The following is a 13,301-nucleotide window of genomic DNA, read 5'->3' on the forward strand; positions in this document are numbered from 1 at the left end:
CCGTAAGGCGTTTTTTTCACTTCACTGTTAGCGCTCGTTATTTGATGCCATTGAGCGATTGAAATACAAGGTCACGACTTAATAATCGGCATCGGATGTTTACGCACGTTCATACCTGTGAATATAGATCTGAGTAATGCGAAGTTCATTAGCAGCACCACCAGCAACGCTGGAAAACCACCCAGATTCGACATCATCTTGATACCATCAATCCCCGAAAATGCCGTCATCACCCACGCAATGGTCGCTATTATCACCCCCCATAGTACTTTCAGTCGTCTTTTCGTCACCGCACGGTGATGTTGCACCAAGTGCGCGTGTTGATCCAATGTCTTTTTCTCCATGGCCTCTTTTTTCATGCACAGTGTGGCAATGGCTTCCGTGTTTGAGTCCGCCGCCGTGACATAAGCAAGAAATGCCACGGTCACAAACACCATGATCAACAGTGACGCCAAGGGTAATTGTTCCAGTAAACCGTAAATCACGGCACCGGGTCCATGGCTGTTCAATAGTTGGTAGAAAGCGCCGTTATGCTCAACATCGAGGGTCAGGATCGTGCCAGAAAAAATCGACATCCAAAGCATGGAAAACAACGCAGGAATACACCAATTGACAATGATGAAATCTCTCACCGTATAACCACGCGCAATCTTACCTAAAAACAAAGCGATAATCGGCGCCCAAGCTAACCAGTTTGCCCAATAGAATACCGTCCAGCTCATGGGCCAATGATCGGTATCATCAAACCCTATCCCTAAACTGCGCGAAACAAAGGTCGCCACATAATCACCCATGGCATCAACCGAGCGTTCAATAATGGACAGCGTAGGGCCAAACACCAATGCCATCACGGCGATGGTGACAAAAAAAACGGCGTTGATGGTCGACAGACGGGCGATCCCTTTTTGTAATCCCGAGACCGATGACGCAACAAAACTCACCATGATAAAAGCAATCACGGTACCAAGCAGCAGGACATTATCCTCAAGACCGGTGATCTTACTGACACCACTACTCAGTACTAATGCCCCCGTTCCCAATGATGAAGCCATCCCCGCGACCAGGGCAAACATCGCAAGCGCATCAATCCCCCCGCCGACCCGCTTAGACAAACGCGCCCCCAGCACAGGCGCAATCGCACTCGCCAACGAAAACGCGCCCCCTTTACGGTAATACGCCAAGGCAAAGGCCAAGGCTGGTACCGCGTAAATCGCAAAGGGCGTGACTGACCAGTGTAAATACATGGTGGAAAGTGCAAACTCTGCCGCCGGTTCTGATATTGGTTCAAACCCCATTGATACGGGCGGCTGATACAAATGGTACAACGGCTCTGCAGTCCCCCAAAACAGCATGCCCGCTGCCGTGGTGGTACAAATCGTGATAGCCCCCCAACGCCACTTGGTTAACATGGGTTCGGCATGGCTTCCCCCTATACGCTGACGACCAATAGGTGAAAACAAAGCGAGCAATAACGTGGCGACCATCAAAAGTCCGCCGCAAGAAAACAGCCAAGAGAAATGATTTAAGATCCAATGATTAATCGCTGTTGTTGTGGCAAGAAAGCCCGATAGATCAATAAAACTCGCCATCACGGCAATAATCAATAAGATCATGGGCGGCAAGAAAACCCGCCAGCGAAGTACACTCTCCATCTTTGACTCCTTGAGTTATACGTTTTTTATAATGAACAACAACGAATACTGTTTGTGTTTGCTTACTCCACGGTGATGTGTACCTTGCTTGGCGTGATCGCCTGCGATAACTTGGTCGCCAAAGATAGAAAGGTGTCGACGTCCATGCATGCCGCCTTGTCTGCACGTCTAAAAATGGGCGCATTGAGATCATTATTGACGGCCAATACCTGCTTCACTTGTGCAATACCGGCCAAAAACTGCACCGAGCCAGAAACGCCTAAGGTGATCGCGATGTCTGCCTCCACCGCCACCCCAGATAAACCAATTTGATATTCCCGATCACACCACCCCAATTCAACCAGTGCACGAGTACAACCAAACGCAGCGTCCATTTGTCCCGCAAATGCTTTCACGCGTGCCACATCTGCGGGGCCATTCACACCCCGCCCCGCCACGACCACTACCTTAGCTGTCGCTAAAGAACGGCTTTGCCCCACATCATGACGATGTATGACATGCCACGCACTGCGGGCTGGGGGCAATAACCGTTCAATTCTGGGCCTGTGCATCGTCGTTTCCGCCTGAAACGGCGCAATCATTCTTAGCCTGACCGTAACCATTTGTGGACGCGAATTTGGCGTGATGATCCGTGCCATGATCTCACCACCAAAAGCGGGGCGGATCTGAATCAGGTCGCCATTACGGCGCATGCGTAATTCGGTACAATCTGCCGTCAATCCCGTCTTTAGCTGCGTGGCAACCCAAGGTGCTATAGATTTACCTTCTGGCGTCGCGGCAAACAGCACCGCGTTATAGTGACCCTTCTCAATCACTTTTTTTACCGCGAGCCCGGCACATTGTGGATCGCCGGCGAGATAACACGTATCTTCAAACAAGATGACATTGGCAAGAGGCAATCCCGCAAAGGTACGGGGATCAATCCAATCGCTCATGGCCACCACGGTCAGCGCTTCTTGCCGGGTCTCACTCAGCATTGTTGCCCACTGCACGAGTTCGAGACTGTTACGGCTCAGTTGCCCTTCCTCAATATCGGCCACCACCAAAATACCCAGGTATTCTTGCTTGGCAGCGTCATCCATGGTTTGGGCGTGATAGACAATGGCATCATGTTGGCAAGCTGGGATGCACTTGCGGCAGTAGCGGCAATTGGCGGTTAATGCCATGATGCCGTTATCCAATGCCAATGCAGAAAACGGACAAGACGGCACGCAATCTTCACACCCATCACACCGGTCAGGATCAATCGTTATACGTTGCATGCCACCTCCCGCAGAATACGTACAAGCTGCTCAGTAACGGCCTCATCACTCCCCGTCAGCATTTGGCAAGATGCGGCACGTTGGCGAGGTACGTACACCCGCTCCACTTCTGTGGCAGAACCTGCCAATCCGTAACAATTGGGGTCGTTATCGGCCAGATCGTCCAGCCCTATGCATTGCCACGTTTTCTGTCTCGCAGCCAATTTATGCTTGAGCGACGGCACACGGCACGGGAACGCCGCCAGATTCACCATCAATAACACAGGCATCGGCACCGACACCGTTTGTTCACACAACGCCGTGCGCTGGCACAATTGCAAATAGGTAACCGAAGCGCCGAGCAGCCGATCCACGCTGTGCACATGATGTATCCCCAGTTGTGCGGCTAATGACGGACCAACTTGTCCGGTATCCCCATCCGTCGATTGCTTACCGCATATCACCACGTCATAAGCTGTTCGCTGCATGGCTTGCGCCAGCGTATAAGACGTTGCCAGCACATCCGCCCCGGCAAAATGCGGGCTGGAAATCAAAAAACCGCGATCCACACCGAGAGAAAACGCGTGCGACAGCACGGCCCCCGCGTGAGATGGTCCCATGGTAAAGACATCTATTTCGACCTCTCTGTCGAGGTCTGCTTGTCCACTTTTCGCCATCATCGCTTTAAGCTGTAAAGCGGCTTCGAGAGCTGCTGAATCAAACGGGTTCAACGTTGCATTGATACCCGTTCGTTGAAGCGATTTTCCTTGTTTGGCGCTATCACCAACCTGTGATGCAGCTGCCACGGGCACTTGCTTTACACACACCGCAATCTTCATTTTTCAAACTCTCGCACTGACGGCTTAATCCGTGGAATCGTGTGCGAGTAGAAGTGATGATTGTGGGGATTAAACACACCATCAGGGTCAAACACCGCTTTTAACTGACGCTTCGCCTCGTGATAACGCACTGGCAATTGGGGTAATATCGCCGCCGCTTTTAACTTACCGATACCGTGTTCAACGCAAAGTGCACTCGGCACGGTCTCAACCATCGCCAGTATCGTCGTTAATATCGCGTTAGCATTCACGGTTTGTGATGCCGTATGAGGCAAAAGGTTAAGGTGCAGGTGATTGTCTAATGCATGGCCAAACAAGGTATAAGGCACGCCGTTCCCGTCCTCTCCCGCGTCTTCGTCCACCAGCAACGCTTTATAACGCTGTAAGGTCGATAAAAAAGAGCCTTCAATTTTAAGATCCGTGGCCATCTTCACAGTGTGGCGATGCGCGGAAGCATCACACTGTCGCAATAACATGTTGGTCACTTCTGGCGCAAGCAAACGTAACTGGCGCAGACGGTGGTATTCACCATCATCCATCGCTGCCCACATGGCGCCGTCGTCTACCCCCTGCTCCATCAATGCCATCAGCAAGGTTTCACACCATGCTTCTACAACGTCTGCGTCATGATGATGTAACTCTACATACAGCGCAGCGTGGCAATCTGGAAACGGGGGCAACGTTTGTAACGCCGTCATGTGCGGGCGTTGTGCGGCCATTGCGCTTAACATGGAACGATCAAGATATTCAATCGCCACCACAGGGTGGGCGGCACCGCCTTCAACCACCTCCGCTTTCATGTTGTCCGCAAACGAAGCTGCAGCCGATTCTGTATCAAAAAACGCCACCACCGCCCAACGGCACGTTGGTGCGGGCAATAACGCCAGCGTGATCCCAGTGATCACCCCCAGCATCCCTTCGCCGCCCACCAGCACATCCACCAAATCGGCATTTGCGAATAAGCCTAATGCACAAGGGTCAAAGGACAGCGTCGCGCCCATTGGGGTTGGGCAGGTATGCTCATGAAACACATACTCGCCACGACGAACCGACCAAACTTGGCCGTTTGCATCCACCCACTCTAACCCCGCGACATGTTGCCCTGCTCGTCCATAGCGATGACCGCAAATCCCCCCTGCATTATTGCTGACGATACCGCCTATCGACGCTTGTGCTTCTGACGGATCCGGCGGCCAGAACCATTTTGTCTCCTTAGCAGCACGCAACGCCGCTGCATCGCTCACCACATTATGATCAGCGAGGTACGCAAAACCGCTTTCCAGTTCGGTAGTTAATGCCGCTCGTGACAATCCGGGCGCAACCGTTAACAGTAAGGTTGTCTGTTGTGTTTCAGTCTCCTCGACATATGCGAGTTCTCGAATCTGATTGAGTTGTTCTAGCACCATCACATGCCCGCCCATGGGCACACCTGCACCGGTAATACCGGTTCGGTTTCCCTGACAAATCAATGGGATCTGTGCCTGACAACACACTTTCACGATATCTGCCACGTGCGCTGTTGATGTTGGAAACGACAAACTGTCCGCCCATCCGCTCAAACGCGATTCATCCGACATATACGCATGATATTTGTCCTCAAACGGCACGACACCTTCAATCGCAGCCAATGCAGGGGGGACGGATACGGGTGAAAGTAACGGGGAATCTATGAAATCAGGCATCGGTAAACTCCTTTTCCGATTGCGGTGTCGCAACGTCAATTGGGCTCTCCGTCAGTGCATCCAGCAACGGAGGCAACAACAGATGTAAATCGCCAACCAAGGCCACATCGGCTTGTGACAGCATGGCAGCCGCAGGATCTTTATTGATCGCGATGATCGTACGGCTTTTTTCGATCCCAGCTTGAAATGCCGACGCGCCCGATGCCCCTGCCACAATACACAGATCCGGCGCAATCATATGGTTTGACACCCCCACTAACGCCGCCATGGGTAGCCATGCATTTAACACCACCGGACGGGTTGCCCCCACAGCAAAACCTGCCGCTTCTGCCTGTACCGCTAAAGCTTCACACTGTGCTTTACTGCCTACGCCTTGCCCTAAAATCAGCACCTTTCGCAGAGACTGCAGCGGTGACGTTGCAGCTAATCGCCGTTGTTGACGTAATGGATAATGAGGATGATCGTTTTTCGAAAGTAAGGTGTCTGTTGCAACGCGTAACCACGTCACCATCGAGCGTGCAGAGGCACTCGCTGCCGTTGATGCGGAGCCTGTCACTCGGGCGCTCACCAATAACGGCAACGCGGTGGCTTTCAGTGTCAGGGATAAATTTTCCGCATAAGTTGATCGCGTGACGCCCCATCCGCCTGCATGACGCTGGATCTGTTGTACATTCACCGCATGTGCAAACTGATAACGCGCGCCCAAACGAGTGACCCATTGCGCCGAATGCACACCAAGCGCAAACACAACCAATGTCGACTGTGATAGTGCTGTCGCCGCCGCATGATACGTGGCATCAGTCATCACTTGCTTTGGCTGATCTGCACAATTAGCCGCGCCGAATGCCAACGTAAACAACGACTGTACGGCAAGGGCTGATGCCTCGCCATTCTCCAGCTCAATCACGACACACGGTGTGTATTGGGGTTCTGCCATAAAAGGCTTGAGCCACTGCATCCAATGCGTTAACTGGCCGCAGGCAAGCGGGGTGCTCTGTTGTGTGATCACCGTAATGGTCATGCGTGATCCTCTCTTGTAGACAGCGCCTGAACAGCCAGTTCAACCCACGCTTCAACCTTTTCGCTGTCACTGCTGGTAGCCGAGGGCATCTCTACCCATACGGTTTGACGCTGGGTCTGTTTTATCGTCAGTGCAGTCTCTATCAAACAAGGCGATGAGAGTGAGATCGCGATACTTTGCGCTATCAACGGTTGTTTCTTGGCTTCGAGTTTCTGTTTTAAACTAGGTATGCGCAGATACTGCGCCCCAGCCACATTGCCCACCAGTAACACCACGGGCGGTTGTACCTCGTAGTGTGATTCCATTTCTCCCTCTACCGTGGTGACATGCAGCATTGGGGAACCGCAACGCATTTCATCCAGATGGAAATCCACCACCTGTTCTAAGCAGGGATACCCCAAATACTCCGCAAGCAAATACCCGGTTTCACCGCTACCCCCCACAGCACTTTGTTGACCTAGCACAATCACATCCATCTGCTGTTGCTGTACATACTGCGCAAGCCCTAACGCTACATCATGCGCATCCGTAAACCTTGCGTCATGAGAGGCGGCTAAGTCTGGATGTGACTTTAAGATATCGGCTGGCATTACCGTTAAGCGGGTGACGGGTGAAAAGCCCAGTGCCATCACCTGGCGCAGTAGTGTATCCGGCGTGCTATTGCCCACCGTGACTGCTTGCAAGCTGATATCAGCAGCTGCCTCCTTTCTACAAAAAGCAGAGACAGAAGAAACAGAGGGACAAGAGGAAGAAGGAAAAGAAGAAATGGAATCGACCGTTTTTGTACTTATCTTGTGTTCCCCACAACGGAGTGCCAATTCAAGCGCTGACTCATCATAAGGATTAAATTGCTGACGTAACCATCCAAACGGCAACGGATGATCCCCAACGGCAGACACCTCCTGCCCCAATGGGACAGAAGGTGACTGAACAGCCAGTAATGGCGAAGCCGGAACGAATTGCTGTTGATTCTTAGACCAACCCGCCACCGCACTCTGCCATTCCTGTTGCGGTAGCTGACTGACATCCGCTACCGCTTTGAAACAGACGAGGATCTTCATTACTTCGCCGTTTCAGTTTTTACGGGATAGTTTGGTACCGGATAAATCGTCCCGAAGTTCATAATACCGTTCGGGTCAAATTGCTTCTTCAAGCCTTCAAGGATGTAGTAGGCCCCGGTGCCGTGCTCTTCTTGCGTCCACTGCGTCCGGTATTTACCTAGACCGTGGTGGTGGCCGACAGAGCCGCCCGCTTTTAAGGTTTCTTCAATGATGATGGAGTGAATCGCATGGTGATACGTCATACGCTCCGCTTCTGGCCCGCAGGCTTTCACACTGTAGTCATACACAAAGTAGACGTTTGTGCCCGTTAGATAACTGTGTGAAGAGTGGCCACCCAGCATGGTGATGTCTTCAAGGTGAGGGTATTCATCGCGAATACGGGTTAATGCATTCACATAGATATCGTAAATGCAGCTCCAATTGCCGGACACTTCCGTGGTGAAGCCCATGTGGTGGTTCGCCAGAATATGCTTGCGCTCTTCTTCCAGCTTTTCCGGGCCCCAGTTAAGTTGGTTGAACCACGCTTCAACAATTTTGCCATCCACTGGCGTACACTCATTCGCATACGGCACGAGCAGCTCATCAATCCCCGCCACGGTTGCATCCGCTAACAGCTTGTTCCCTTCCGCCATGAAAATCAGCACGCACTGATCAGGAGCAAATTGATCAAACCCATGCTGTGAACCGTCTTCTGCGTCATAAAGACGCGCAATAGACGGATGATAGCCATTCACCATCACTTCACGCAGAATCTCAAACCCGGTCTTCATACTGTCCAAGCGATAGGCGCGGAACTGGTTATATTCCGGCGTGTATTTAAACAGCTTCACAGAGATTTCAGTAATGAAACACAGTGCCCCTTCATTACCGGTAATGATATGGCGAATATCTGGCCCACACGCACGACGCGGCACGTTCTTAATTTTCGCTTTATGCCCATTCGGGAACACGGCTTCTAAACCGACCACCATGTCTTCAATGCCACCGTATAACGTCGAGAACTGACCGATACTGCGTGTCGCAACTAAGCCGCCCATATGCGCGATCGGTTTAGATTGCGGTGAATGCCCCGTGGTTAAGCCCAGCTTACGTACTTCATCTTCCAACACTTGCAATGGCACACCGCATTCGGTGGTAGCAATCATGTCGGTTTCGCTGATGGCAATAATGCGGTTCATTTCAGAACCATCAATCACAATCGAGTTTTCAACGATAGTTTCCAAGCCGCCTTCTGTCGCACTGCCTCCAGTACGTGGCACACAGTTAATTTTGTGCTCATTACAAAATGCCAACAGCTGAGACACCTGATCACTGTTTTGCACTTTCACAACAGCAGCAGGTAGCGGTAATTCATAGATCCCCATGATCGTTTCGTATTTACGGTAACGGTCATGGCTATTTTCTTTTAATACGGATTCATCGGTAATGACTTTTTCTGGACCCACAATATTTGAAACTTGATCGACAATTTGTTCACGAGTAAGAGACATAATCATTCCACCTATTGAATTAAATTGGATATATTTTTAAACAAAGTAAAATCAAGAAAAAAGCATTAACGCATTAAATAACCACCATCCACAGCCAGAATATGCCCATTCACATAATTAGATGCATGACTGGAAAGGAATACCATTGCGCCCATTAAGTCTTGTGTTTCACCCCAACGGTTAGACGGGATATGATTTAATACACGCTGATTAGATTCAGGATTTGCGCGGGTTTGCTTGGTAATATCCGTGGCGTAATAACCAGGGGCAATCCCGTTGACTTGAATATTAAATTGCGCCAACTCATCACAATATGCCTTCGTCAGGCCAGCAATACCGTGTTTGGTTGCGGTGTAAGCCGGTGACCACTGCCCACCTAGATAAGAGAACATGGAGCAGATATTGATAATTTTACCGGCGCGTTGCGGGATCATCACCTTAGCGGCTTCATGGCTGATTTCAAAGGCGGCGGTTAAGTTCAGCGCGACCATTGGATCCCACTTGCTACGGTCAAACTTGGTCACGTCCGGTTCATTAATACACATGCCAGCGTTGTTCACGAGAATATCAACGGTGCCAAACGTTTCCTGACAAGCCGCCACCACTTTGGCTGGCTCACCCATTACAGTTAAATCCACTTGCATAAAGGCGGTTTTTACGCCCTCTTTTTCTAATAATGCCTGTGTTTTACCTTCATCATCAATATAACTGGCAATGAAAATATTCGCACCGGCTTTCGCGAGTGCCAATGCAAACGCTTGCCCCAAACCACTATTACCACCCGTGACAATCGCCGTTTTACCTTGCAAAGAGAAAAAGTCTAATGAGAAGTCTTCGATGTTCATTGTTACAGCTCCATGTTTGAGGCATAAAAAAAGAGAAAAGTCATACTTCCCATTTAAGGGAAGTTACTTTTCTCTTCATCTCTTCAAGTAACTGGCTATTTTTATACCATCTTCATGAATTAAAATGATGTGATAAAAATCACAACCTGTTATTCATTTTAAAATAAAACCCATAAGTGAATAATGGTCACATTTCATTGGCTATTTATTTCTTATTAATGGCTTGCACTCTCACATTCTCCATAAAGTACGATTACCGTTTTATTATCAGTATCATTTCTTGACTGCATTCACAGTTTTTCTCAAAACGATCACTTATAAAAATAACCAGTTACTCAACGTGCATAGAGAAAAGTAACTCTCCTTTAAATAGGGAGGGCGACTTTTCTCTTTTTTATTGCCAAAAATTAACTTCACCGTTTCCAGCGTGGTCATTTGGTAAGGAGTTCCAATGCGCAGCAAATATTTAATGAGTGTTGATGTCGGTACCCAAAGTGCAAAAGTCATTATTTTCGATTACGACGGTAATATTCTTTGCCAAGGCAGCGAGCCGCTACAAAAAATTCATGTGCCCGCCCCCCTACTGGCCATTCATCCCGATGATGATTTATGGGATTCGCTGTGCTTGGCCTTTGAACGTGTGATGGATAATTACTTGGCTCAGGGCCATCAACCGGATCAAATCCAAGCCATGGGCTTATGTGTGATCCGCTGCTGCCGAACCGTTGTGAAAGACAACGGGGAATTGGCCTATCCGGTCATCGGTTGGATGGATAAACGCTTAAATACCCCTTATCACTATCAACCCGAATTCAAAGGCACTCGCTATGTCAGCACCAGCTCGGGTTATATCACGCATCGCTTAACCGGTCAGTTTACCGACACCTGTGCCAACTATATTGGCTGGTGGCCCATGGATGACCAAACCCTTGACTGGAGCATCGATCCACAAAAATGGAAAGACTGTAACCTGACCCGCGACATGGTCATGGATGTGGTCAAACCCGGTGAAGTGCTCGGCACACTGCGCCCAGAACTGGCGGAACGTTTCCGTTTACCGGCACAACTGCCCGTTGTGGCAACGGCACACGATAAAGCGGTGGAAGCCCTTGGCGCAGGCTCACTCAATGATGGCACAGTACTGATTTCACTGGGTACGTATATTGCCGCCCTCACGCAAGGGAAAGACTACGTCAAAGATTCCCAACACTTCTGGCCATTTCAGGCATCGATCCCCCATCGCTACATCTATGAATGCTGGGGGGTACGTTTGGGCATGTGGACCGTCAGTTGGTTCCGCGATCAATTCGGCGAAGCGGCGTTAGCAGAAGCGCAAGATAAAAACATTCAAATTGAAGAGTTGTTAGCGCAAGAGGCCAGCACTGTCGCCCCTGGTAGCGAAGGCTTAATGACCTTGCATGACTGGGCAGCGCCGCCACACGCTGAATTTCGTAAAGGTGCGATGATTGGCTTTGATAGCCGTCACACCCGTGCCCACATGTACCGTTCGTTACTTGAAGGCATTGCTTTCACCTTGAAAAACCATGTCGACCGCATGAATGCGGAACTCAACATCCCCACCCAAGATTTGGTTGTCTCGGGCGGCGGTGCCAACAGTGATCTTTTCATGCAGATCCTATCTGATGTGTTTGGCGTGCCTGCCCGCCGCAATGTGATGCGTGGTTCGGCGGCGGTCGGCTGTGCCATTAACGCCGGTATGGCTGTCGGTGCCTTTAATAACTACGAAGACGCCATCGAAAAAATGGTCAATGTGGATCAAGTCTTCACTCCGAACCTTGATCATCACACGTTCTATAACGCCCTCAATAGTGGCGTCTATCAACACATCCAACAGCACCTTGATCCGTTGCTTCAAAAGCTCAGTCCTTTAGTAGATTGAACGATCAGCTTGATTAGAGCTGGTGAATGAAAAAAAAAAATGGATTAAATCAGGTGAATTCGGCCACATTGACGCATCACCTGTTTTACCCCGCGATTTCAACTTTTCTATGACGTGTGGCTGGTATGCCTCTGTGCAGAGGCATTCCGACTAAAAGGACATAACCATGGAACAAACCAACAAGCCGTCCGCAGACGCAACTGCCACTGATACGGCATCGCAAAACGATAATATACACAGTTCACCAGCGGGCATGAGTAAACAAGCACGCTACATCCAACTGTTACTGCTAGTTATTGCTGGTGGCGCGATTTATCCCATGCTGTACATGCGCCAGATCTATCAGACAACCATGCTGGATGCGTTTCAAATCACCAACGGCCAGTTAGGGGAACTATACTCCATGATGGGGTTACTGTTCTTCTTATCTTACGGCCCCAGTGGTTGGCTGGCTGATAAAATGAAACCCATGCTGCTCATTGTGGTGTCTTTATTTGCCACCGGCTTATTGGGCCTCTGGTACAGTACCCTGCCGAGTTTTAGCGCCTTATTGATCATTTTTGGCGGCTGGGGGATCTCAACCGGCCTGACGTTCTGGGGCGCGGTCATGAAACGCATTAAAGTGCTGTCAGGGGATAATGAATCAGGCCGCTTTTACGGTATTTATGATGGTGGGCGGGGCTTGATTGAAGCCTTACTGGCCAGTATCGCGTTGTATATCTTCTCTGTCGTAGCAGGCGGCAGTGATGAGAATGTCGTCGGGGCGTTAGTTTATGTCATCTACATGTACTCTTGGCTTTGTATTGCGCTTGGGGTCATTTCGCTCATCACCTTTATTTTTGAAAAGAAAGAACCGATCTCAGAGGTCGATACTCAGAAAGTCAAAAGTGACAATTTATTGGGGGATATTATCGCTATCCTCAAGCTGCCTGAAGTCTGGTTGATTGCCCTGATCATTTCTGCCGGTTACCACCTGTTCTGGTCAACCTACAGTTTCTCGGCTTATTTACAGGAAGGTAACTGGGGCTTTACTGCCGTCATGGCCGGTACCATCACCACCATCAAACTGTGGCTGCGCCCTATCGGGGGGATCGGCGGCGGTTTCCTTGGCGACCGTTACTCCAATGTGCGCGTGCTGAACTACGCGCTAGTGGGCAGTGCGTTAGGCTTACTAGGGTTAATTTACGTGCCGATGTTTGGGTTTGGTGGCGGTGTAACTGTCGGCTTATGTATCTTCTTTATTTTATTCGTTGGACTGCTCACGTACGCCATCCGTGGTTTGTACTGGGCAATCATTGAACACCTTGACGTGCCGGAGAAAAAACTGGGGCTGGCTATTGGGATCATCTCGGTGCTCGGCTACTGTCCGGATATTTTCATCCCGCTGATCAACGGTTACATCATGGATGCGGCCGATAACCACCAGCAAGGCTATCAGCTGTACTTTGGCTACACCATTGCGATGACCGTCGTGGGGATTGCCGCCTGTTATGCCTTGCAAGCCCGCGCCAATCAACGTCAATCACAAAACGATATACCTGCCGTTGAAGCAACTCACTGATTTGTTAAG

General features: G+C 50.1%; 10 protein-coding genes. 2 read left to right on the plus strand and 8 right to left on the minus strand.

Features of this window, described 5'->3' with window-relative positions; genetic code table 11:
* Positions 1-71: 71 nt before the first annotated feature.
* The 8 genes from ACSF8W_RS01500 to ACSF8W_RS01535 all read right to left on the minus strand — a co-directional run bounded on the left by ACSF8W_RS01500 (position 72) and on the right by ACSF8W_RS01535 (position 9,831).
* On the minus strand, positions 72-1,652 hold the full coding sequence (locus ACSF8W_RS01500; protein WP_500844435.1) for a BCCT family transporter: 1,581 nt from the start codon (positions 1,650-1,652) through the stop codon (positions 72-74).
* Between the two features lie 62 nt (positions 1,653-1,714).
* Positions 1,715-2,914, minus strand: a complete 1,200-nt coding sequence (locus ACSF8W_RS01505; RefSeq protein WP_500844436.1) for an FAD-binding protein — start codon at positions 2,912-2,914, stop codon at positions 1,715-1,717.
* Positions 2,902-3,699, minus strand: a complete 798-nt coding sequence (locus tag ACSF8W_RS01510; RefSeq protein ID WP_500844438.1) for an electron transfer flavoprotein subunit beta/FixA family protein — start codon at positions 3,697-3,699, stop codon at positions 2,902-2,904. The genes ACSF8W_RS01505 and ACSF8W_RS01510 overlap by 13 nt, the downstream gene beginning before the upstream one ends.
* Positions 3,700-3,728: 29 nt before the next feature.
* Positions 3,729-5,414 carry an FAD-binding oxidoreductase gene (locus ACSF8W_RS01515; RefSeq protein WP_500844439.1) on the minus strand — a complete coding sequence of 562 codons (1,686 nt, stop codon included), beginning with the start codon at positions 5,412-5,414 and terminating at the stop codon, positions 3,729-3,731.
* Complete coding sequence (locus ACSF8W_RS01520) at positions 5,407-6,435, minus strand: FAD-binding protein (protein ID WP_500844441.1); 1,029 nt, start codon at positions 6,433-6,435, stop codon at positions 5,407-5,409. Before ACSF8W_RS01520 ends, ACSF8W_RS01515 begins: the two co-directional genes overlap by 8 nt.
* Positions 6,432-7,496: a hypothetical protein gene (locus ACSF8W_RS01525; protein WP_500844443.1), complete on the minus strand. Its 1,065-nt coding sequence runs from the start codon at positions 7,494-7,496 to the stop codon at positions 6,432-6,434. The genes ACSF8W_RS01520 and ACSF8W_RS01525 overlap by 4 nt, the downstream gene beginning before the upstream one ends.
* Positions 7,496-8,986 (minus strand): FAD-binding oxidoreductase, encoded by a 1,491-nt coding sequence (locus ACSF8W_RS01530; RefSeq protein WP_500844444.1) that lies wholly within the window; start codon positions 8,984-8,986, stop codon positions 7,496-7,498. The genes ACSF8W_RS01525 and ACSF8W_RS01530 overlap by 1 nt, the downstream gene beginning before the upstream one ends.
* 65 nt (positions 8,987-9,051) lie before the next feature.
* Positions 9,052-9,831, minus strand: a complete 780-nt coding sequence (locus tag ACSF8W_RS01535; RefSeq protein ID WP_500844446.1) for an SDR family NAD(P)-dependent oxidoreductase — start codon at positions 9,829-9,831, stop codon at positions 9,052-9,054.
* Positions 9,832-10,282: 451 nt separating this feature from the next.
* Between ACSF8W_RS01535 and ACSF8W_RS01540 the strand changes: the two genes are divergently transcribed.
* Complete coding sequence (locus tag ACSF8W_RS01540) at positions 10,283-11,731, plus strand: FGGY-family carbohydrate kinase (protein ID WP_500844447.1); 1,449 nt, start codon at positions 10,283-10,285, stop codon at positions 11,729-11,731.
* Positions 11,732-11,897: 166 nt separating this feature from the next.
* Positions 11,898-13,292 (plus strand): MFS transporter, encoded by a 1,395-nt coding sequence (locus ACSF8W_RS01545; RefSeq protein ID WP_500844449.1) that lies wholly within the window; start codon positions 11,898-11,900, stop codon positions 13,290-13,292.
* Positions 13,293-13,301 lie beyond the last annotated feature (9 nt).

It is taken from the genome of Photobacterium sp. 270122K (assembly GCF_059941365.1).